The sequence below is a fragment of the Campylobacter concisus genome (assembly GCF_902460415.1).
GTDB lineage: Bacteria > Campylobacterota > Campylobacteria > Campylobacterales > Campylobacteraceae > Campylobacter_A > Campylobacter_A concisus_Y.
Genome location: NZ_CABPTY010000002.1, coordinates 167,312 through 188,608 on the forward strand (window position 1 = coordinate 167,312; position 21,297 = coordinate 188,608).

Sequence of the window (21,297 nt, forward strand, 5' to 3'; positions counted from 1 at the left end):
AAAATACGACTTTTTAATGAGGTAGTGGCATAAACTTACAAACACGACTCAGGCGGGGTGTAGCGCAGTCTGGTTAGCGCATCTGGTTTGGGACCAGAGGGCCGAAGGTTCGAATCCTTTCACCCCGACCATGTTAAATGGTGAGTGTAGCTCAGTCGGTTAGAGCATCAGATTGTGGTCCTGAGGGTCGTGGGTTCGATTCCCATCACTCACCCCATTTTGGGCGCTCGTAGCTCAATTGGATAGAGCGACAGACTTCGGATCTGTAGGTTATGGGTTCGACTCCTATCGGGCGCGCCACTTAAAATACTTTATGCGCTCATAGCTCAGCTGGATAGAGCAACGGCCTTCTAAGCCGTAGGCCTCAGGTTCGAATCCTGATGGGCGTACCACTTTATTATTGTTGTGCGGATGTGGTGAAATTGGCAGACACGCCAGACTTAGGATCTGGTGCCCCACGGCGTGAAGGTTCAAGTCCTTTCATCCGCACCATTCTTTTTTATAATTTGAGATAAACTTATATTATTAAAAATTAAAGTTAGCCTTTATTGTAAAGCACTGGATACTTTTTCTTGTTTCTTGACATGTAATAATGTTTTTTGTATAATCTCAATTCTTTTTTAAGCAAATGTCTTGCTAGCTCAGTCGGTAGAGCATCTCACTTTTAATGAGGGGGCCGTTGGTTCGAATCCAACGCAGGACACCATTTTTGGGTTTATGACCCTTTCGTCTAGTGGCTCAGGACTCTACTTTCTCTGTGTAGAAACAGAGGTTCAAATCCTCTAAGGGTCGCCAGATATTTTTTAAATTTTAGGTCGCTTAGCTCAGTTGGTAGAGCGCCACCCTTACAAGGTGGATGTCATAAGTTCGAGTCTTATAGCGACCACCATTTTAGGTGCAGCGGTAGTTCAGTTGGTTAGAATGCCGCCCTGTCACGGCGGAGGTCGCGGGTTCGAGCCCCGTCCGCTGCGCCATCTATTAAACCTTAGGTTAAGGTCATGTCTCATAAAGCACCCATTATTGAGTGTCAAATTAAATTTTAAGATTATAAGTTCTAAGATAACACTTTAAGATTTATTATTACTATTTAATCTTGCCTCGTTAGCTCAGTTGGTAGAGCATATCACTCTTAATGATGGGGTCGTAGGTTCGAGACCTACACGGGGCACCATCCATTTTGGCCCATTCGTCTAGCGGTTAGGACACCAGCCTCTCACGTTGGTAACACGAGTTCGAGTCTCGTATGGGTCACCATTTCTCTAATCCTTGTTATTTTTCAATTTATTACACGGAAATTTTTATAGAAAATTTCTTAAAAATGTATACTTATTTGCTTAGTAAATTGCTATTAAAAAAAGTAAAAATTAATTTTTATATTGTTGTTTAATTAGTGTGTAGTAAGTGATAAATTTTAGAAGATAATTTGCAATAAGCTAAAAATTTCTATAAATACAATAAAACACATCATATAAATATAATTACAAGCGTTACAAGTTGTTTTTTGCTTTGATCTATTGGACAAAACTCATTAAGCATTTTTAATTTTTAAGCTTATAAAACGCAAAGCAGCCTACATTTATTAATAAAGAAAGGTACTTAAAATTTAAAGATCATACCAGCCAGGATTCATGCGTAAAAATATATTAGGGCTTACGATAAAATATAGTTCTTTTTATAATATAAAGAGTATTTGGTGGCAATGTAAAAAAATATTAAATGCATAATTAAAGAAAGCTTAACTTAAATAGTAAAAATAAAGGCTATTAAAATTTTTAAACCTAAATATAAAACTAGCAAGCAAACCATTTCTTTGCTTTTAGCTTTTGCCTATCATACCAAGCTTGGCTTTGCAAGCATCTTTATACGGGCTTACAAAATTTGAGTCAGAACACTCATTTAAATAAGGCCTAGCTAACTTAAACTGCTTTTGCCTTATATAAATTTCGCTTATCAAATTTAAAGCATGTAAGCGGTCTTCTGGCTCAAGCTTCATGTTCAGTATAAATTTCGCCTCATCAAGTGCCTCACCTAGGTTATCTGTCTTTAGTAATGCTTCTGAGTAGTTAAAATTTATCTTTGGCGAAAATGTATTTATTTTGGCTTTTGTTTGTAGCTCAAGAGCTTTTTTAGTATACGTTGTAGCGATAGCGTAGTCATTACTTTTCATCGCATAGTCACTTATAGCTGTATATGCTTCGATGATCTTAAAGTCTTGGCCTCTTAGCTGCTCGATAGCGCTAATGGTTGAGATCGCCTCCGTAAAGCGTTTTAACGCAAGCAATGAGTAAAACCTGTCAAAAAGAGATGGTGTTGGATCTGAGTATTCGACTGATGAGCCAAGTGAAAGCGCGTCATTTGCGGCAATAATCGCATGCTCGTAGTCTTTGTTTCTATATAAAATTTTACTCAAATTTACCAGCCACTCGACCCTATCTTCTAAATTTTCATCTTTTGCATGAGCTTTTGCGAGCTCAAGTGCATCGTTATAGCGGGCCGTTCTGTAATAGCAGTTAAAAAGCTTAAATTGTGGTAATGAGATTTTATTTATATCGTAGTTTTCAAGTAAATTTATAACAGCCGTGCAATCATCTTTTATAAAATACTCTTTTGTAAGCTCTAGCGCAGCTTCATTTATCAGCTCCATTGCCTTGCTTAAATTTCCATCTTTTGCCATGGTTTTGTAAGATAGTGCATCGGAGAATTTACGCTCTTTAATATCCAGCTCAAGCTCGCTTATTAGAGCCGTTTGGCTAATATTTGTCCCAGCATATTTTTCAATTAGCTCTTTATATCTAGCATGAAGTGCAGTAGCATTTTTATCTTTTTCTTCAAAAAATAACCCATCTTTTGCTTTAGTCACCTCATCGATATAATCACCATATTTAAACTCTGTCTCATATCTATTTAAGTATTCGTATGCTTTTTTCTCATCTTTTGTTTTGGCTAGATTTAGTGCTAAATTTTTTAAAGCAACTTCATAAAAATCTTTCGTTCTATCGCTATTATTTATCAAGATTTCATAAATTTTAGCAGCCACATCAGGCATATCTTTACTTGCAAATGTAGTTGCAAGATTCATCGACTTTGTTGGGTTGTTCATAAAAAATTTTTCATTCGCATTTGCGATTTTTAGTATAAATTTCTTTGCTTCATCAAATTTTTCTTTATCAATATTTGCATCAGCTAGGCTTAGTGCCGCTCTACTTGCAAGGTCGATGTCGTTCGTGGAGTAAAGCACTTTTTCATAGTCTTTTAGCGCCTCTTTTTGTCTGCCTATTTTGTAGAGATAATCAGCATAATCAAGCGCTGCAAGTTTCGTAAATTTTGAGTTTGTATGCTCTTCATTTAAGATATCAAGCATATATTTTGCATCACTTGCAATGCTATCTTTTAGGTAGGCTCTAGCGATTAGATATAGCACTTCTGGATAGTTTTCATCAGATGGGAATTTTCTAATCCAAGCCCTACCTTCGCTTACGATATCTTTTGGCTCGATCTCTTCAAACTCATTTTTTGTCTCAAAAATTTTATCAAGAGCCCTTAGGCGAAATAGTAAAAATTCACTTGAAAAAAGGCTATTTGGATGCCTTTTTATCGCTGTTTGAGTATCTTTTACTACATTTTCATAAGCGCCCTTTTCATAAGCTCTTTTTATGCTTATGTATATATCAATGTCATTACTATCAAGCCCAGCAATAGGAGCTTTATTAAGATCAAGCGCTCCGATACTAGGATTTAGCATATCTTTAAAATCAGGTTTAAAATTTAGCCCAGACTTTCTCTTGCTATTTTCACTAAGCGAAGTATCTATGATTATGCTAAAGTGTTTTGAAATGGTTGTTTTTGGGCTATCTTGTACGTTTTGACTGCTATAAAGCTCAGTTTTTATATTTAGTAGTTTTGACGGAGCTTTTGGCATTATGACGATAAAAAGCTTGCCATCTTGCTTTTTATATTTTATATCCATTAATGGCAGTGTCGTATCTTCAATTTTTGGCAAAATTTCATCATCAAGCATGCAGACATAGCGTTTGGTATCGTAAGCTAAAATTTGCTCCACGCATTCAAATTCTTGCTCATCGCTTAGCTGAAGAACGCTATAAGGTTTATCGCCATTTGCGCCGCTGTTTAGGCTAAGATTAAAAGCGGTTAGATAAAGCGGAAAAAATAAAATAATTAAGAGCTTTTTCATGCCGCAATTATAGTTAAATTTTCTAAAATCCTGAAGCAAAGACAAAATGCTCAATAAATTCCAAAATCGCTCCAGAAAATAAAAATGAAAAGGCTGTTCCAGCTACCGCAATGCCAACAATTACTTTTAGTGCCATAGAGATATTTGCAGTGTAGAGATTTTTATCTTTTACGATCGGATTCTTTAGGAACATAAAGACTATTAGCTTTAAATAGTAATAAATCGCAATGGCAGAATTTATCATGATTATAACGCCAAGCACGACGTAATCAGACTTTATGAGCGATGAGATAAGCACCATCTTACCCCAAAATACGCTAAAAGGCGGAATGCCAGCAAGGGCGATCATGAAAATTCCCATTATCACAGCGTAGCTTGGTAAAATTTTTATAAGCCCTGAAAATTTCTCAAATGGATGCTTAAAGCGCTTGTCCCAGCAGACGACATCGTCGCACCTTGCCACCCAGAGCATAGAAAATGCACCCAAATTTGCAAACAAAAACATGATCCAGTAGAAAAACAAGGCGACATTTGCCTCGTGAGAATTTGCCACAAGCGCGCAAAGCACGACACCAGCGTGAGCTATGGAGCTAAAGGCGAGCATTCTTTTTACGTCTTTTTGTACTAGAGCCATGATATTTGCAAGGCTCATCGTAAGTACGGCGATGATGTAAAGCAGATCTTTTATCCACGAAATTTGCGAGGCTTCAAGCATGGCAAAGACACGAAGTGCGACGATAAATGCCGCTACCTTTGGCACGATCGACATATAGCCTGCTAGCGGGGCATTTGAGCCCTCATAAACGTCTGGTATCCATGTGTGAAATGGTATGAGCGAGAGTTTAAAGCCAATGGCTGAGGCAATGAAAACACAGCCAAGCAAGATGATTAAATTTTGATTTAGGCTAAGCTCTTTTATCACTACGCCAATTCGCGTGATATCGATAGAATTTGTTGCCAAGTAAAATATCGCTATCGCCATCGCAAAAAAGCCAGCTGAGAGCGAGCCCATAGCGAAGTATTTAATAGCAGCTTCTACGCTTTTTGTCTTGTTGTGAAGGGCTATTAGGGTGTAGAGGCAAAGCGAGCTGATCTCAAGGCCTAAAAAGATGATGAGTAGGTTATTTGAGCTCACCATAAACAAAAATCCAGCAATCATAAATAAAAATAGCGCGTAATACTCATAAATTTTGTACTCAAAATACTCTTTTGTGCTAAGTGCGAGCGGGATAAAAAGGGCTGAGGCGATTAGGATGATGACTTGAGAGATGACCGAAACGCCATCAACTAAAAGCATATCCCAAAAGCTAAGGCTAAGACCGTTAAAATCAAGTATAAGACCCAAATTTACAAATATGGCTATGATGCAAAAAATACAGTAGAAATTTCTTGAGAGATCTTTTTTTATAGTTCCAACAATTAATATAAAAAATGCAAAAACCAGCATGCTAAGCATCGGAGCAATTGACGATAGTGATATCTCTTTTAAGTCTAAAAGGGCTATTTCATTCATAGTTTGCTCCTCTCATTTAGGGATAAAATTTTATCCTTTGTGCCGCTATCTATTGACCTGCTTTGCATTTTGTTTATGATATTTTGCACGCTTGGCTCAAGTGGCTTTAGGATCAAATTTGGTGCGATACCAAGGGCGATGATAAGTAAGCAAAGTGGTAAAAGAGCGGCTAACTCTTTAAAATTTAGATCTCTTAGGCTCAAATTTTTCTCTTTGCATTCGCCAAAAAAGACCCTTTTATAAAGTACCAGCATATAAACAGCGCCCACGATGATACTAAAGCCACCAAGTAGCGCAAAGAGCTTATTTAGCTTAAAGATGCCAAGCAGACTCAAAAACTCGCCCACAAAGCCAATGGTTAGCGGCAGACCGATACTTGCAAGCGTTGCTATAAAAAATATAAGCGCATACTTTGGCGTCACCTTAGCAAGGCCGCCAAATTCGCAAATTTCTTTTGTGTGAGCCCTCTCATATATGACACCAACTAACAAAAATAGCGCGCCACTAACGATGCCGTGGCTTATCATTAAAAATATTGAGCCACCAAGGCCTATTAAATTTAGTGAAAAAATGCCAAGCATGATGACGCCCATGTGTGAAATGGAGCTATAAGCGATCACTTGTTTCATGTCGCTTTGTACGTAGGCAACGAGAGCTGCGTAGATGATCATAATGATAGCTATGACGCAGACAAAGCCACTTAAAAGTAGGCTCGCATCTGGAAAAAGTGGAAGTGAAAATCTCACAAAGCCGTAAGTGCCCATCTTTAAAAGCACGCTAGCAAGTAGCACAGAGCCGATAGTTGGAGCCTGTCCATGCGCGTAAGGTAGCCACGTATGAAATGGAAATAGTGGAGTTTTCACACCAAAGGCAAAGAAAAACGCTAAAAATAGCCAAATTTGAGCACTTTGCCCAATACCAAGCTTGTACCAGTCAAGCAGGCTAAAGCTAAAGACGCCACTTTTTTGATAGCACAGATAGCCGATAAAGATGATCGCTACTAGCATAAAGACAGAGCCTAAAAATGTATAGATGAAAAATTTAATCGCAGCATAAATTCTATTTTTACTGCCAAATGCGCCGATGATGTAAAGAAGCGGTATGAGGCTAAGCTCCCAAAAGCTGTAAAACAAGATCATATCAAGCGCGCTAAAGACGCCCATCATCGTGCTCTCTAAAAATAGCACGCTAATAATTAGGTGCTTTAAATTTCCATCATCGCTAAGTGCCACGATAGAGATGAAACTCATAAATGCACTAAGTACGATAAGTGCTAGCGAAATGGTATCGATGCCGACAAAATAGCTGATATTTAGGCTTGGTATGAGTGAGACTTGATGCATTAAAACAAAGTCATAACCATGAAAATCGACATTTACGCAGATAAAAATGGCTAGCAAAAGCTCTATGAGAGCGATGCTTGCTCCATAAAATTTGATGCTTTTATTTTCTATTAAAAAGCCAAGTATAGCGCTTATTGCGGGGAAAAATATGATTACACTTAGCATTATTTGGCTCCGTTTAATAAAAATATAAAGCTTAAAAGCAAGGCAAATCCTGCAACCATAAACCTAAGCATGATGCTTAAGTCGCCGCTTTGCATTTTGTTTGCTAAATATGCAAATTTAGTTACTATAAGCGCGATAAGATCGACACTTCTATCAATTATCATCTCATCAAATTTCTTACAAATTTGTGAAACTAGCGTATAGCCATTTATGAAAAATTTCTCGTAAAATTTTGGAATAAAGTAGGCATTTTGTAAAATTTTATAAATTCTACTCTCACAAACACTCTCTTTAAAAATTTCTTTTTTATAGGCAAATACTGCAAAGCCAGCGCTTGCTAGCACTAGACTAAGTGTTAAAACGAGCAAGAAAATTTCGCTACCGTGAGATAAATTTAGTGAAAAATCTTTTAAGCTTTTTTCTAAAAACTCACTAAAGTTGCTCCAAAAAAAGCCACTTATGACTGAGAGAATTCCAAGTACGCCCATGCCAGCTAGCATATAGTTTTTAGCTTCATGCACGTGTTTCTCGCTCTTTGGCCTTGCAAAAAATACTAGCATGACAAGTCTAAAGCTATAAAATGCCGTAAGCACCGCGCCAAAGAGCAAGACGGCCCACAAAATTTGATCTTCACTAAAGGCGACCTCTAAAATTTTATCTTTTGAAAAAAAGCCAGCAAATGGGTAAAATCCAGCCAGCGCGCAGCTTGCGATGATAGAAAGAAGTGCGGTTGGCTTCATAAATTTATAAAGTCCGCCCATTTTTTTGATATTTAGCTCATCATTCATCGCGTGCATAACGTTGCCAGCGCATAAAAAGAGAAGTGACTTAAAAAATGCATGCGTGACAAGGTGAAAAAGTGCAATCTTATAAGCCCCAAGTCCAGCAGCTACGAACATATAGCCAAGCTGTGAAAGCGTCGAGTAGGCGACTATTTTTTTAAGGTCGTTATGCACAAGTGCAATGCTTGCTGCAAAAACCGCTACAAATGCGCCAAGGCAGGCGATAAAGTGCGAAACTTCAGGTACGTTTGTAAAGATAAAATTTGCGCGTATGACTAGATAGACGCCAGCTGTTACCATGGTCGCAGCGTGGATGAGTGCAGAAACTGGCGTTGGTCCCTCCATGGCGTTTGCAAGCCAGGTGTGAAATGGAAACTGTGCACTTTTACCCATGGCGCCTATAAAAAGAAGTGTGGCGATGATACCTAAATTTAGCCCAGAAAAGTCGCTTCTAGCGTTAAAAACCTCGCTAAATTTAAGTGAGCCAAAGCTATAAAATATATAAAAAATGCCAACAAGCATGGCTAGATCAGCGACTCTATTCATTATAAAGGCTTCGTTTGCAGCGACGTTTGCGCTAGGCTTTTTATACCAAAAGCCAATGAGTAGCCACGAGCAAAGTCCAACGCCCTCCCAGCCAATAAATAGCCCTATAAAGTTATCGCTTGATACAAGGACATTCATGCAAAATACAAAAAGCCCCAAGTAGCTAAAAAAGCGGTTAAAGCTTGCGTCATCTTTCATGTAGCCAATGGAGTAGATATGCACTACGCTAGCTACCACACCCACAGTGCTAAGCATAACAAGGCTAATGGCGTCAAGATAGAAGCCAAAATTTAAATCCAGACCGCCAAAATTTATAAACTCTTTTAGTGATAAATTTAGCGGTTCATCTATGCCAAGACTGGCTGCTAGCATGAGTGAGGCGGTTGTGCTAATTATCATTAAAAGTGAGCAAAAGATACCAAGTAAAAAATTTTTACTGCTATGTGAAAAAAGTCCAGAAACGATAAAGCTAAGAAGTGGGAAAAATAGTGAAATGCAAAATAAAGTCATCTCTTAGCCTTTCATATTTGTCATCGAATCTAGACTAATGCTACCAGTCTTTTTATACCAAAGCACGAGCAGGCCAAGCCCCACGGCGACTTCGCTAGCAGCGATGGCAACTATAAAAAATGCAACTATTTGTCCAGTTAGATCAAAGTGGTATTTTGAGATAGCCGCGAGTGCGATATTTGCCGAGTTTAGTAAAATTTCACTTGAGAAAAATAGCATAATCAAATTTCTTCTTCGCATTATGCCAATTAGCCCTATGACAAAGACCAGACTTACAAGGATGAGGTAGTGAGTAAGTCCTATCATAGCATCTCCTCTAGCGTATTTTTAGTATTTAGATCTTTATGTATTAAGATAATGCCAGCAACCATTGCCACAAGAAGCATTACAGCACACATCTCAAAAGCGATCAAATACTTGCTAAAAAGTAAAATTCCAATAGCCTCGATATTGCCAAGCTCGCTAGCAATGGGACTTAATCCATCAAATTTTGCACCATAAATAGGAGCTAAAAATATAAATATCAAAAGAAGCGCTATAAAGCTACTTAAAAGATAGATGGTGATCTTTGCTTTTTTGTTACTTTTTGGCTCACACTCTTTGCTACTATCAAAAAACATCATCGCAAATGCATATAAAACGACCACAGCACCTGTGTAGACTATTATCTGCACTACGCCTAGAAATTCCGCTCCAAGTAAGAAAAATATAGCCGAGATAAAGACCATGCCAGCAGCTAGCGCAGAGACTGCATTTAGTGCGTTTTTACAAAATACGCTAAAAGAAAAACTAACTAAAACCAAGGCGCTAAAAAGATAAAATGCAAAGCTCTCATACATCTTTTGCCCTTTTAAAATTTATACTACTCATCACTTTTTGTCTCATTTTCATTTTCGTTTATAAATGCATTTGGCGTCTTTTTGATTAAGCTATCAGCATTTTTAGGAAGCGCTCCGTATCCTTCAAACTCGCTTTGATCTTTTAAAAATTTATCCTTTGTCAAAAACTCATCTTTTGTTCCAAATATGATCCTGCTCTCGCTAGCAACTTCGTACTCTTGTCCGCAGACTATCGCAAGCTCAGGGCAAACATCAGCGCAAAATCCACAATATACGCATCTGCTTAAATTTATTGAGTAGCTTGCGACCTTTTTACGGCCATCTTCGCCAAGTGAAGTCTTCATCGAAATACAGTTGCTAACGCAAATTTTCTCACATAACCCACACCCAATGCAACGTTCATTTTCACTTTCAACAAATTTTAAAAGCTTGTGAATGCCCCTATATCTAGCGTTTAGCTCCATCTTTTGCATAGGGTATTTTAAAGTATGTGACTTGCTAAAGAGCATCTGCTTTATCGTGACTTTTAGTCCGATCAAAAGATCAGGCTTAAATGTGGCAGCAATGAAGTGCTTAAATTTATCAAACGTGCTCTTTGGCTTTAACTTTTCATCTATTAAAATATATTTTTTCTCACTCATTTTTCGCCTTAGATTAGTAGCATAAAGCCAGTGATTACGATATTTAAAATTCCAAGCGGAAGTAAAATTTTCCAGCAAAATGCACTTAACTGATCAACTCTTAAATGTGCCCATGAAGCCCTCACCCAAAGAAAAAAGAAAAAGACAATGCTTGATTTTAAGATGATCATTAAAGCGCCTGGGATAAATAAAAATTCGTTAAATCCACCTAAAAATAAAATCGTAATGATGATGCTAGCAGCGATCATATTTGTGTATTCGCCGATGAAAAACATCGCCCATCTCATGCCGCTATACTCGGTGCCATAGCCTGCTACTATCTCTGTTTCGTTTTCTGTTAAGCAAAATGGCGTTCTATTGCACTCTACGAAGCTTGCTATTAAAAAGAGTAAAAAGGCAAGTGGCTGCTTAAATATAAGCCAGCCAAAAATTCCTTTTTGATAGTTGTTTATATCCACAAGTGAGAGTGAGCTAGTTACCATTACGACGCTTAAAAGAGCCATGCCAGCGACTATTTCGAAACTAAGAAGTGAGACTACTGCGCGAGCTGCGCTAATTAGTGCAAATTTATTATAGCTTGCAAGACCTGCTGCAAGTGGAGAGAAGACGCAAACTGAAGCAACACCAGCGATGTATAAAATACCAACATTAATATCTGAGAGAATCGGACGTAATGTATGTCCAAAAATTTCAAACTCAGGCAAAAACGGCACAGGTGCAAGCGCTGCAAACGCGGCAATAGCTGATATTAGTGGAGCTATTAAAAAGATAAATTTATTCGTATTTGCTGGCACGATATCCTCTTTTGTAAAGAGTTTTATCATGTCAGCTACTATCTGTAAAATTCCAGCTGGCCCTACCATATCAGGCCCAACGCGGCGCTGCATGTAGGCTAATACTTTTCTTTCAGCATAGGTTGCAAGCCCTGCAAGGCTTGCCATGACGGCTAAAATGACCACAGCTTTAATGATAGTGCTTAGCACAAAAAATAGTGTTTCACTCATCTTTTGCCTTTATGATTTTAACTGCGGCGTAGCTTTTGCCATTAAATATAACGCCCACATCAAGTTTGTCGTCATAATCGCCTAAATACACAGCGACTCCGCCAAGCTCGCTATCAAGCTCCACGCAAATGGCAAGCTTGTGCCCATCTTTTTCTAAAATAATCGCTTCATTTTGTGAAATTTCAAATTTAGCCATAAATTCGCTACTTGCATAAAGCTTCGCTCTTTTAGCTGTTTGAGTGGCATAGTTTGCAAAAAATGATGGCAAATTTATAGGATTTGCAAGACTTATAAGCGCCTCGTCATCTTTTAAATTTATGCTCTTGGTATCTTTTAAAAGCAGCTCTATATCATCATTTGGTGTGAAATTTGAAATTTCTAGTTTATAGCCTCTGTGGCTTGTGCCGTTGTTTGCGTAAAAATTTTCTAAATCATCAAATTTAATGCCTTTGTAACCCTTTTCTTTTGGTAAATTTGGCGTGTAATCAATCGTATCTTTAGCCATTAGTCCAAGCGCATTTGCAATATCGTTTAGAAAATAACCTTTGTGCGGTATCGCCACATTTGTTGGCACTAAGGCGTTATTTATGCTTGTAAATGTACCTTCTTGCTGATTTAGCGCACTAGCATCGATGTCACCTTCAAAAATGCTAAATTTATAATCACCATTTTCGTTATAGCCAAGCGTCTTGCCAGGCTTTTTCTCGCTTGTAAGAGTGCAAATTTTAGCAACGCCAAGTGAGTTTGTGCGTGGTGGTATTAGCATCACACGAAAAGGCGTAGCTCTTGCGATCACTCCAGTAAGTGCGGCTAGTAAATTCGCATTTTCATCCGTGTAAAAATCGCTTCCTAAAATGAGCGTGAATTTGCTTTTGCCCTCGCTTAAAGCTGGTACATCTAAGCCAAAATTTTCATCAAAATTTTCAAGCTTTGATGTAAGTGCGCTAGGTAAATTTTCACCCCAGTTTTTAAGTATAAAAAGTAAAATTTGCTCTAATTTTCCAGCTTCATGCGTTACATAGATAAAATTTTTAGAATATTTTTTAACGATCTCATCGGCTATGTGATGAAAGTAAATTCCAGCTGCTTTATTCATTTTTAAAGCGTTATTTAACTTAAAGCTTGTCACTGGGCTTTCGTGTCTTAAGAAACTGCCAGCAGTGATGATAAAATCGCTTTTTTTAATATCTTCATAGTCTGCGTTATACGAGCTAAGCCCACTAAATTCGCTAAATTTATTTAAAAATTTTTGATAATTTAGCGCTTCATTGTTTATTAGATTTAGATCAAATTTCTCTCTTAAACGCTCTAAAATAAGGGCCTCTTCGTTCGTGATAAAGCTATTAAATTTTATATTTTTGATCGCACCATTTTTAATATTTAAAACAATCTCTTCAAATTTCTCTTCATTCTTACAGGCAAGCTCGTTGTGAAAGTCATAGCCAAACCTAGCTGCTCCACTTATTTCGCCAAATGTAAAATCATTGCTGACGCGGTAAATTTGCTTACTTCTATCGCTGGTGCTCTTTTCTTTTACGTCATAGTAAATTAGCTCACAGTCGCTTTGATGTGGATTTGCTGCTGGGATAGGGTTTAGCTCCCAGATATTTGTGCTATATTGAAAATGCGAACTAATAAGCGCTCCAGTAGGGCAAACGCTGATACACTCGCCACAAAATGAGCAGTCTAAACTCTCGCCCACGCTTGGGCCTATTAAGCTTTTTTGCATCTTGCTAAAAACAGCATAGGCATCTTTTGGCATACTCTCTTTTAGCTCTTTTGGCACTTCAACGCCCCTTGGTACGGTCTTTAGTGCACTCTCTCCGATCCTGTCCTTACAAACAGTGACACATCTTTCGCAGACTATGCAAAGAGCTGGATCGTAGTTGATTAGCCCCCATTTTTTATGTGGTTTGTGCGTATCGGCGATGGCAAATTTTTGTTCATTTACTTTTAAATGTGTGGTTAAATTTTGTAGTTCACATTCGCCGCTTTTATCACAAACGCCACATTGAATTGGATGATTTACGCAGTAAGTCTGCATGATCGCATTTCGCTCGGCAGCGATTTCTGGCGTGTTTGTATAAATTTGCATATCCTCTTTTGCTTTGGCATTGCAGCTATAAACTACTTTGCCATTTGCCTCGACCATGCAAAGCCTACAAGCAAGAGTTGGTGAGCAGCCGCTAAGATAGCAAAGAGCTGGGATATAAATTCCATTTGCTCTTGCGATATTTAGGATGCTCTCGCCTTCATCTGCTTCTAAAATTTGATCATTTATGCTTATTTTCATTTACTAACTACTACTTGTTTAAATGCGTATCCATCAAACTCTTTTGCACCAAATATCGCAACTGTGCCTTTTAGCGAATAGTCTAGTTTAAATTTTGCCCTCACGCTAAAATCTTTTGCTTTAAGCTCTAGCATATCGCCATCTTTTGCCTTTGCTACGATGCCAAACTGCACGCCGCCCACGATCTCATCGCTTGCGTTTTTGTTTAGATAAACGACCGCTCCGTCAAAATTTTCAAGCTCTTTTAGCTCGTCTATTTTGTGATAATCATTAAATTCTTTCCTGCAACCACCAGCTAAAACGACATTTTTGCCTAAAATTTCAAGTAGCCAAAAGATCGCATCTTTGTCTGGATGAGTAAAAAATGAATCATCAATAACGATGTTTTTAACATCCTTTATCCACTCGCCTAGCTCTTCAAATTCCTCTTCACCAACATTGCACTCGCCGCTTATCAGCCCATCATCAAGCTCGCTAAAAAACTCATCGCAAGATAAATTTGCGTATTTGCAAAGAAGAGCTAAGACGTAGCTTATTGAGCCTATTTCGCAGCGGATTAAATTTTCGCCGCCAAGCTCGCTATCTTCGATGCAAGAGATGTACTTAAACTCGTGCTCTTTTATCTTTTTTGCTAAATTTTTATCGCTCAAGCTTAGCAAATTTGCGATAGTTAAGCTTTTGCCTGCTATTAAATCATTAAATTTCATATCTTGCCCTTTTTTATAGTTAATACCCAATCAACTTGGTTAAATTTAAGCGAGTTCATCACTTCGCAGTTTAGATTATAGGCTAAATTTACAGCCTTTGTCACACCACTAAAATCGCCTATCTCAAATAAAAATATAATCACTTCGCCAGGCTCGCCAGCCTTTATCTGCTGTCCAAGAGCGCTCAAAAACTCACTCTTTAAGTGCCTAAGATCGACCCTTCTCATCTATCGACCTCGCCTAAGATGATATTTGTGCTACCAATTATTGTAGCGACGTCAGCAACGTACTGGCCTACCAATAAATCTTCATAAATAGCGCAGTGCCAAAAGCTTGGTGTGCGAATTTTTAGGCGGTATGGGCTTGCACTGCCGTCCGAGTTTATATAAATTCCAAGCTCGCCCTTTGGCGACTCACTAGCGAAGTAAATTTCGCCCTTTGGTGGCTTTAGACCCTGAGTTATCAGAACAAAATGCTGCATTAATGAGTAGTTTTGGCTCATTATCTGCTCTTTTGAAGCGCTCACGTAATCTGGCGCATCGGCGATGATAGCGGGGCTGCTTGTTTGATACTTGCTAACGCACTGCTTTAAAATTTTCACGCACTCATGCATCTCTTTCATGTAAAGCAGATACCTTGCGTAGCAGTCGCCGTGTGTCGCATAAGGCACGTCAAATTCTAGCTCATCATAGATGAGATATGGCTCTTCTTTTCTTATATCACGCGCCACACCGCTTGCTCTTAGCATGACGCCAGAGCAGCCGCTACTAAGGGCTAGCTCTTTGCTAATTACGCCCACATCAACAAGTCTTGCTTGCCAAATTCTATTTTCACTTAGCAGATCTTCGTAAAGCGTGATGTCACTTGGAAATTTTTCACAAAATTTAAGCAGCTCCTCGCACCAGCCATCAGGCAGATCAAGCGGCACGCCACCGATCCTTATGGAGCTATGCGTTAGCCTTGCGCCGCAGTATTTTTCTATGAGATCAAGGACATATTCGCGCTCTCTAAATGCATATAAAAAGACGCTCATAGCCCCCACGTCAAGGGCGTGCGTAGCTAAAAATAAAAGGTGCGAGCTGATGCGGTTTAGCTCCAAAAGCATCACTCTAATGATCTGCGCACGGCGAGGCACTTCTATGGCACAAAGCTTCTCCACGGCCGCGCAAAATGCATAGTTATTGGCGCTTGAGGCGATGTAATCCACCCTGTCAGTCACTGGGATAAATTCCTGATAGGTCATATTTTCAGCCATCTTTTCAACGCCTCGGTGCATGAAGCCAACCTCTGGCATAGCACGCACGACCTTTTCGCCATCAAGCTCAAGCACAAGCTTTAACTGACCATGAGCACTTGGGTGTTGTGGGCCAAAATTTAGTATCATCTTGCCGTCATTTTGCTCAAATTCTAAATTTTCAAAAAATGGTTTTAAGCGGTTTGGTGACTGGCTCAAGGTCTTTCCTTTACTATCTGGCTCTGGCTAAATTTAGCCTTTTTGACAAATTTTACGCCGCCATCTTCTTGATACTCGTACTCCTCGCTAAATACTCTTGAAAATCCAAAGGTATCTTTCTCTTCAATATAAGCTGGATCGCGGTTCTCTTCGCCAACTTGCTCTCTAAACTCACGCCCAAAAATTTTATCTACCTCGTACCATTTGGCAGCCTCGTCGCCAACTAGCGGATAGCTCTTTAAGAGTGGGTGTGAGTGCCAGTCATCAGGCATGATGAGGCGCTTTAAATTTGGATGATCTTTAATGAGAACGCCACTTAGATCATACATCTCGCGTTCAGCCCAGTTCGCACTTTTATAAAGCTCACAAACGCTTTTTAGCATTTCATCCTTTTTTACAAAGCATTTTACACGAGCGCGTCTATTTTTACTGATACTAAGCAATTGATAAAAAACTTCATATCCACTTTTTTGACTTATGAAATCGACCGCAGCAAGCTCGCAAAGTTGCTCGTAGCCAAAGTTTTTTAACACCTCAAGTGTTTTGTAGTTTTCACTAGAATTTACATATATAACAAGCTGGTCAAACTCTATATAGCTAGATAGAATTTCTACACCGCCTTGTTCTAAAATTTCTATTTCACTTTCAAAATTACTACCACTTGCTTTGTTCTTTAAACTCTCTTGCGGAATGAAAAATTTTTCTTTATAGTATTGCTTTTTTTGCAGGTCGTTTTTTGGCTTATACTCTCTCATATCTCAAGCTTTCTTGGCTTTTGCGCCCTAAATGCACTTTGCTTTCTTATCTTTTTTTGAAGCATCATAAGTGCGTATTGAAGCGTCTCTGGACGCGGGGCACAGCCTGGGATGTAGATATCAACTGGTATTATCCTATCTACGCCTTGAACGGTTGAATAGGTGTTAAACATGCCACCAGTATTTGCGCAGCTACCCATTGAGATGACCCATTTTGGCTCAGGCATCTGATCATAAAGACGCCTTGTAAATTCAGCGTGTTTTTTAGTTAGCGTGCCAGCTATAATCATCACCTCTGAGTGTCTTGGGCTAGCGCGAAATATTGTGCCAAATCTATCAAAGTCATATCTGCTAGCGCCACTTGCCATCATCTCGATCGCACAGCAAGCAAGCCCGTAGCTAAGTGCCCAAAGTGAGTTGCTCCTGCCCCATTGAACTAGCTTGTCAACGGTTGTTAAAACTACTGGCAAGCCGCCATTTGCAGCGTAGTTTATCTGATGCTTTGCCATTTAAAGACTCCTTTTTGCCAAGCATAAGCAAAGCCGATAAGTAAAATCGCCACGAAAAGCAACATTTCGATTAGTCCAAAAATTCCAAGTAGCCTAAAATCCACCGCCCACGGATACATAAAGATGACTTCAACATCAAATAAAATAAATAAAATTCCATAAAAAAAGTAGTGGATATTTATCTTATTTGGCTGTTTTACGGTGGTTGGACCACACTCATAAAAGCCAAGTTTTAAACGCTGGGTATTGCGGTTGGCTAATTTTTTACTTATTTTTGAAGATAAGAATGTTATTAAACAAAATGAACAAGTCGCTAGTAAAAGTATGATAAATGCGCCAAAATAGGTGCTTTCAAGCTCTGAATGTGACATACTTTGCCTTTTTTAATTTTTAAGATTCTACTAAATTTAAATTTATTTGAGCTTGAAACGGCTTAAGAGTAGGGTGAGTATTGTGCTTTTGTGTAAAAATTACTCCTATTTTATCTTCTCAACTGCATCTTTTGCAGCACTTATTCGCTCGCTCTCATCTAGCTCACGCACAAAGCCATCTTTTACCAAAATGATCCTAGTTGCTACATCAAAATAGCTATCATCGTGGCTAACAGCAATTATACTTATGCCCTTACTTTGTAAAAACGGCAAAATTTCTTTGTAAAATTTTCGTTTAAAGAGCGGATCTTGATCGGCTGCCCATTCATCTAGGATAAGGATAGAGCGGTGCTCTAAGATGGCTATTAAAAGACTTAGACGCTTTCGCTGGCCGGTTGAGAGTTGCGTGGTGCTAAGCTTATTATCTATGACACTTACTTTTTTGTCGATCTCAAGCAAGGCTAAAAGCTCGTCTATTTCGCTTTGGCTGGCAAAGCCATTATGAGAGAGCGTTTGTGAAAATAGATAAAAATCAGCAAAAATAGCGCTAATCTTTGCCTGGTAGCTTTGTAAATTTGCCTCATCTATCTTTGTGCTATCAAGGTAAATTTCGCCACTACTTGGGCGTATTAGCCCGCAAAGTAAATTTATAAGCGTACTTTTACCACTACCATTTTTACCAATGATAAATGTTATCTCACCGCGTTTGATCTCTAAATTTACGTCTTTTAGGCAAAATTTGCCGTGAGTGTAGTTGAAATTTATATCTTTTAGTTTTATGTTTTGCCAATTATCGCTTAGGCTGTCATCAAATTTAAAGCCTTCCTTAAATTTATTTAGATTTAAACTCATGATCTTTTCTAAACTCACTTTTGCGCTAAGTGCGGCTGGTATGGAGCCAACCATGCTCATAAATGAGCCTCTTAAAAATAGTATCGTTAAGCTAATGCTTAGTGCCGTTTGCAGGCTCGCCCAGTCAAATGCCACGCACAAAAATACACAAAGTCCTACTGAGCCAAGCAGCATAATGTTTGTAAAATTATCGCTTAATGCGTGATAAATATCGGCCTTTACCATATTTTGGCGTTTTTTATCGCCTGTAAAATTTAACTCATCAAAGCAGACACTTGCCCTTGCCCTGTTTAAACTAAGCTCTCTATGCCCCTCTACGATATCGTCGTAGTGCTTTTGCAATGCGTCATCTTGAACTCTAGAATACTTAAAATAAAGATGAATTTTTTTCATAAAAAGTGTATTTATAAAAAGAGTCGCACCGATCCAAATGGACAAAAAGATAAAAATTTTTGGAGCGATTACACAAAGATAGATGCTGGCACAGATGATAAAAACCAAGCTTTGTATAAAGCCAGTAGCGCTCATAAAAGCAAATGTGATCGTTTTTATGTCATTATTTAGGCTAGCTATGATCTTTGCCTTGCCGATCTCGTTTATCACGCTATTTGGCGTATCTAAAATTTGCTTTACACTTTGATATCTTAGCTCGTAGATAAATTTATGCCCAAAATTTGTAAGCGATATATTTGCTGCGATGGCGCTTGCAAAAAATAAGAGCAAAACCACTATAAATTTAACCGCTAAAAAGGTGTCAAATTCTTTTAAGCTTACAAGCTCATTATTTATAAATGAAAGGGTCCAGACGCCAAGCCCGCTAAATACGAGTGTTAATAATACTATTTTAGAAATTTGATAGATGTTTTTTTTAATTAAATTTGCAAGCATTACATCGCAGTTCGTGGCTGAATGATATTTGGCTCATACTTTTGTTCAGTATTTTCGCTCATTATACGAAGCACCTTGCTTCGTTTTATCTTAGCGTCATCCTTAAATATCGCACGAACTTTGTCCATACCAGCGTAAAAATCACGCATAAGCACGATGCAGATATATTTGCCAAAAAATGTCGGCTTAATAATGCCATTTTCTTCATATACTGCATTTACAAGCTTAAGCAAGCTAAGCTCTATAAATAAGGCTTTGTTGATGTTTGTGTTATTTTCATCGTTATATCTTTTAATATCAACTCCGCCATCAAAAAGCCTTGTTAAAAACGCGTATTTAAGTCGCTCTTTCTTACTAAAACCACATTTTGCGATGACTGGGCTTTGCCTATTTTTTATCCTTTTGCCGTATTCAAGTAGATTAAACGCATTTATTACAAGCTCACCGTTAAGAAAACTAAATGCTCCGCTACCAACGCCAAGATACTCTAAATTTGAGCCAACATATTCGTCACGAAGGTCAGCACTTTTTTCATTTGAAAATGCCCAAGCGTTGCTTTGTTTGTAGTTACTTTTGCTAAATTCTTCAGTGATTATCTCATAAAATTCACGCTCGTTATCTACGTTTGAAACACCAAGCGAGCGAGCTATATTCTCTCTTGTTAGCTCTGATTTCATGAGTGGATAGAAGGTGATTTGTTGTGGAGAGATCGATTTTGCAGTATTTATGTCGTTTATGAGCTGCTCTTTTGTTTGATTTGGCAGGTTAAAGATGAGATCGAGGCTAATGACTGGGATCTTTCCAAGAGCAAGCTCAAGTTTTCTTTTTATCTCCTTGGCTGAGCCAAATTTTTCATATCTGCCAACTCTCTTTAACGTTTCATCATCAAAGCTTTGTACGCCAACGCTTAGTCGATCAATTAATCCATCAAATCTGGCTAAACTCTCGGGTGAAATGTGATTTGGATCGCTTTCTGCTGAAATTTCATCTATACTAAAAAGCTCTTTTGCAAGCTTAAGTGTCTTCTCAAGCTCTGGCTCATTTATAAGCGTCGTGCCACCGCCAACATAAAGTGAATCAAAGTCAAATCCAGCCTCTTTAACCTGCCTCATCTCCTCACGTAAATTTTCAAAGTAAATTTTTGCAAGCTCTTGCTCATAGTGGTACTTATGAAACGAGCAATATGGACAGAATGTGTGACAAAATGGCACATGTGCGTAGAGCATATACTTTTTGTCTTTTTTTGGAGTTTTGGTGTAGGTTGTGGTTAAAATGTCTATATTAAATTCATTATATAGTGATCTTTGAATAGAATTATGAGCGTAATTTACGGCAAAATTCTCGACAATATTTTTAAAGATCATAACTAATCGCCTTAAATAAGTTTGGTTTTAAATTGATGTGTTAGGATAGCTAACTTTTAATAAATTTAGCCTTGTGCTAAAGAAAATTTTAGCTTAGTCAGATAAATTTGGCCTATAAATTTTAATTTTTTAAATCTGCAAATTTCACGTATCGATCAAATTTTAGCCCCAAAGCTTAAGGAAGTTACTCTTTGACTCTTGAGATGATTTTGCTTGCATCAAGCTCAAATTTTACTCCATCTTTTGTCTGCAGATAATAAAATTTACCAAGAGTTGATAGGGCTTTTACATTATAAAGTTTTATAACTCCGTTTGTTTCGTTTTCATCATAATAAGTTTTACTATCATCACAATATATGCCATTTTTGCAAATTTTTTCTGGCAAAGCACCTGTTATACTTTTTTCAATAGATAAATATTTATATTTAATGTTAGTGATTTCAAATTTCTTTGCGATGTCATCCACTAGATAAAAGAATATAACTATTGGACATAAAAACATTAAAATAAGTGAAATTTCCTTGTGCGTACCATCCTTATAAATACCTTCACAAAAACACAAAACACCTA

At 38.1% G+C, this 21,297-nt stretch carries 17 protein-coding genes, 11 tRNA genes and 1 pseudogene; 11 read left to right on the plus strand and 18 right to left on the minus strand.

The genetic code is table 11. The features are described from left to right. Nucleotides 1–53: 53 nt before the first annotated feature. The 11 genes from FZ940_RS05010 (at nt 54) to FZ940_RS05060 (ending at nt 1,254) form a co-directional block, all read left to right on the plus strand. Nucleotides 54–131: transfer RNA gene (locus FZ940_RS05010), tRNA-Pro, on the plus strand. A 9-nt stretch (nt 132–140) separates the two neighbouring features. Further along, a tRNA-His gene (locus FZ940_RS05015) sits at nt 141–217 on the plus strand. A 6-nt stretch (nt 218–223) separates the two neighbouring features. Continuing rightward, nucleotides 224–300: transfer RNA gene (locus FZ940_RS05020), tRNA-Arg, on the plus strand. 15 nt (nt 301–315) lie between these two features. Then, nucleotides 316–392 (plus strand) — tRNA-Arg (locus FZ940_RS05025). Between the two features lie 15 nt (nt 393–407). Next, nucleotides 408–492, plus strand: a tRNA-Leu gene (locus FZ940_RS05030). Between the two features lie 138 nt (nt 493–630). Then, a tRNA-Lys gene (locus FZ940_RS05035) sits at nt 631–706 on the plus strand. A gap of 13 nt (nt 707–719) precedes the next feature. Then, a tRNA-Glu gene (locus FZ940_RS05040) sits at nt 720–795 on the plus strand. A gap of 18 nt (nt 796–813) precedes the next feature. Continuing rightward, nucleotides 814–889: transfer RNA gene (locus tag FZ940_RS05045), tRNA-Val, on the plus strand. A gap of 8 nt (nt 890–897) precedes the next feature. Further along, a tRNA-Asp gene (locus FZ940_RS05050) sits at nt 898–974 on the plus strand. Nucleotides 975–1,095: 121 nt separating this feature from the next. Next, nucleotides 1,096–1,171 (plus strand) — tRNA-Lys (locus FZ940_RS05055). 8 nt (nt 1,172–1,179) lie between these two features. Further along, nucleotides 1,180–1,254, plus strand: a tRNA-Glu gene (locus tag FZ940_RS05060). Between the two features lie 562 nt (nt 1,255–1,816). Here the strand turns inward: FZ940_RS05060 and FZ940_RS05065 are convergent. From FZ940_RS05065 to FZ940_RS05150, 18 genes and pseudogenes are all read right to left on the minus strand, one after another. Beyond that, nucleotides 1,817–4,192 (minus strand): tetratricopeptide repeat protein, encoded by a 2,376-nt coding sequence (locus FZ940_RS05065; RefSeq protein ID WP_148821756.1) that lies wholly within the window; start codon nt 4,190–4,192, stop codon nt 1,817–1,819. A 22-nt stretch (nt 4,193–4,214) separates the two neighbouring features. Continuing rightward, on the minus strand, nt 4,215–5,705 hold the full coding sequence (gene nuoN / locus FZ940_RS05070) for an NADH-quinone oxidoreductase subunit NuoN (protein WP_148821758.1): 1,491 nt from the start codon (nt 5,703–5,705) through the stop codon (nt 4,215–4,217). Further along, the gene (locus FZ940_RS05075; protein WP_148821760.1) at nt 5,702–7,213 is read right to left on the minus strand and encodes an NADH-quinone oxidoreductase subunit M; all 1,512 of its coding nucleotides are present in this window, start codon (nt 7,211–7,213) and stop codon (nt 5,702–5,704) included. Before FZ940_RS05075 ends, nuoN begins: the two co-directional genes overlap by 4 nt. Next, complete coding sequence (gene nuoL / locus FZ940_RS05080) at nt 7,213–9,051, minus strand: NADH-quinone oxidoreductase subunit L (protein ID WP_148821762.1); 1,839 nt, start codon at nt 9,049–9,051, stop codon at nt 7,213–7,215. The genes FZ940_RS05075 and nuoL overlap by 1 nt, the downstream gene beginning before the upstream one ends. Before the next feature lie 3 nt (nt 9,052–9,054). Next, a complete protein-coding gene (gene nuoK / locus FZ940_RS05085) occupies nt 9,055–9,357 on the minus strand; it encodes an NADH-quinone oxidoreductase subunit NuoK (RefSeq protein ID WP_148821764.1) in 303 nt (100 codons plus the stop codon). After that, nucleotides 9,354–9,890, minus strand: coding sequence for an NADH-quinone oxidoreductase subunit J (locus FZ940_RS05090; protein WP_148821765.1), 537 nt, complete (start codon nt 9,888–9,890; stop codon nt 9,354–9,356). The genes nuoK and FZ940_RS05090 overlap by 4 nt, the downstream gene beginning before the upstream one ends. A gap of 23 nt (nt 9,891–9,913) precedes the next feature. Continuing rightward, a complete protein-coding gene (gene nuoI / locus FZ940_RS05095; RefSeq protein ID WP_148821766.1) occupies nt 9,914–10,531 on the minus strand; it encodes an NADH-quinone oxidoreductase subunit NuoI in 618 nt (205 codons plus the stop codon). A gap of 8 nt (nt 10,532–10,539) precedes the next feature. Next, entirely contained in the window at nt 10,540–11,535 is a 996-nt protein-coding gene (gene nuoH / locus FZ940_RS05100) for an NADH-quinone oxidoreductase subunit NuoH (RefSeq protein WP_084041825.1), read from the minus strand. Continuing rightward, entirely contained in the window at nt 11,528–13,828 is a 2,301-nt protein-coding gene (locus tag FZ940_RS05105; RefSeq protein WP_148821768.1) for an NADH-quinone oxidoreductase subunit G, read from the minus strand. Before FZ940_RS05105 ends, nuoH begins: the two co-directional genes overlap by 8 nt. Continuing rightward, the gene (locus FZ940_RS05110) at nt 13,825–14,535 is read right to left on the minus strand and encodes a hypothetical protein (protein WP_148821769.1); all 711 of its coding nucleotides are present in this window, start codon (nt 14,533–14,535) and stop codon (nt 13,825–13,827) included. Before FZ940_RS05110 ends, FZ940_RS05105 begins: the two co-directional genes overlap by 4 nt. Next, nucleotides 14,532–14,762 (minus strand): NADH-ubiquinone oxidoreductase subunit E family protein, encoded by a 231-nt coding sequence (locus FZ940_RS05115; protein ID WP_148821771.1) that lies wholly within the window; start codon nt 14,760–14,762, stop codon nt 14,532–14,534. Before FZ940_RS05115 ends, FZ940_RS05110 begins: the two co-directional genes overlap by 4 nt. Further along, entirely contained in the window at nt 14,759–15,988 is a 1,230-nt protein-coding gene (gene nuoD / locus FZ940_RS05120) for an NADH dehydrogenase (quinone) subunit D (RefSeq protein ID WP_148821772.1), read from the minus strand. Before nuoD ends, FZ940_RS05115 begins: the two co-directional genes overlap by 4 nt. Beyond that, nucleotides 15,985–16,743, minus strand: coding sequence for an NADH-quinone oxidoreductase subunit C (locus FZ940_RS05125; RefSeq protein WP_148821774.1), 759 nt, complete (start codon nt 16,741–16,743; stop codon nt 15,985–15,987). The genes nuoD and FZ940_RS05125 overlap by 4 nt, the downstream gene beginning before the upstream one ends. Further along, nucleotides 16,740–17,252, minus strand: a complete 513-nt coding sequence (locus FZ940_RS05130) for a NuoB/complex I 20 kDa subunit family protein (protein ID WP_012001120.1) — start codon at nt 17,250–17,252, stop codon at nt 16,740–16,742. Before FZ940_RS05130 ends, FZ940_RS05125 begins: the two co-directional genes overlap by 4 nt. Next, on the minus strand, nt 17,234–17,623 hold the full coding sequence (locus tag FZ940_RS05135) for an NAD(P)H-quinone oxidoreductase subunit 3 (RefSeq protein ID WP_021090439.1): 390 nt from the start codon (nt 17,621–17,623) through the stop codon (nt 17,234–17,236). The genes FZ940_RS05130 and FZ940_RS05135 overlap by 19 nt, the downstream gene beginning before the upstream one ends. Nucleotides 17,624–17,728: 105 nt before the next feature. Next, entirely contained in the window at nt 17,729–19,363 is a 1,635-nt protein-coding gene (locus tag FZ940_RS05140) for a multidrug ABC transporter permease/ATP-binding protein (RefSeq protein ID WP_148821775.1), read from the minus strand. Beyond that, nucleotides 19,363–20,727 carry a coproporphyrinogen III oxidase family protein gene (locus FZ940_RS05145; RefSeq protein WP_148821776.1) on the minus strand — a complete coding sequence of 455 codons (1,365 nt, stop codon included), beginning with the start codon at nt 20,725–20,727 and terminating at the stop codon, nt 19,363–19,365. Before FZ940_RS05145 ends, FZ940_RS05140 begins: the two co-directional genes overlap by 1 nt. A gap of 184 nt (nt 20,728–20,911) precedes the next feature. Beyond that, nucleotides 20,912–21,297, minus strand: a pseudogene (locus tag FZ940_RS05150) (hypothetical protein); the annotation flags it as partial.

Bases quoted from the DNA above. Each gene is read 5' to 3' on its own strand.
- nuoK (WP_148821764.1), bottom strand. From the start codon at position 9,357: ATGATAGGACTTACTCACTACCTCATCCTTGTAAGTCTGGTCTTTGTC.
- FZ940_RS05130 (WP_012001120.1), bottom strand. From the start codon at position 17,252: ATGGCAAAGCATCAGATAAACTACGCTGCAAATGGCGGCTTGCCAGTA.
- nuoL (WP_148821762.1), bottom strand. From the start codon at position 9,051: ATGACTTTATTTTGCATTTCACTATTTTTCCCACTTCTTAGCTTTATC.
- FZ940_RS05105 (WP_148821768.1), bottom strand. From the start codon at position 13,828: ATGAAAATAAGCATAAATGATCAAATTTTAGAAGCAGATGAAGGCGAG.
- FZ940_RS05110 (WP_148821769.1), bottom strand. From the start codon at position 14,535: ATGAAATTTAATGATTTAATAGCAGGCAAAAGCTTAACTATCGCAAAT.
- FZ940_RS05065 (WP_148821756.1), bottom strand. From the start codon at position 4,192: ATGAAAAAGCTCTTAATTATTTTATTTTTTCCGCTTTATCTAACCGCT.
- FZ940_RS05135 (WP_021090439.1), bottom strand. From the start codon at position 17,623: ATGTCACATTCAGAGCTTGAAAGCACCTATTTTGGCGCATTTATCATA.
- FZ940_RS05125 (WP_148821774.1), bottom strand. From the start codon at position 16,743: ATGAGAGAGTATAAGCCAAAAAACGACCTGCAAAAAAAGCAATACTAT.
- FZ940_RS05145 (WP_148821776.1), bottom strand. From the start codon at position 20,727: ATGATCTTTAAAAATATTGTCGAGAATTTTGCCGTAAATTACGCTCAT.
- nuoH (WP_084041825.1), bottom strand. From the start codon at position 11,535: ATGAGTGAAACACTATTTTTTGTGCTAAGCACTATCATTAAAGCTGTG.
- nuoN (WP_148821758.1), bottom strand. From the start codon at position 5,705: ATGAATGAAATAGCCCTTTTAGACTTAAAAGAGATATCACTATCGTCA.
- nuoI (WP_148821766.1), bottom strand. From the start codon at position 10,531: ATGAGTGAGAAAAAATATATTTTAATAGATGAAAAGTTAAAGCCAAAG.
- FZ940_RS05075 (WP_148821760.1), bottom strand. From the start codon at position 7,213: ATGCTAAGTGTAATCATATTTTTCCCCGCAATAAGCGCTATACTTGGC.
- FZ940_RS05090 (WP_148821765.1), bottom strand. From the start codon at position 9,890: ATGTATGAGAGCTTTGCATTTTATCTTTTTAGCGCCTTGGTTTTAGTT.
- FZ940_RS05115 (WP_148821771.1), bottom strand. From the start codon at position 14,762: ATGAGAAGGGTCGATCTTAGGCACTTAAAGAGTGAGTTTTTGAGCGCT.
- FZ940_RS05140 (WP_148821775.1), bottom strand. From the start codon at position 19,363: ATGCTTGCAAATTTAATTAAAAAAAACATCTATCAAATTTCTAAAATA.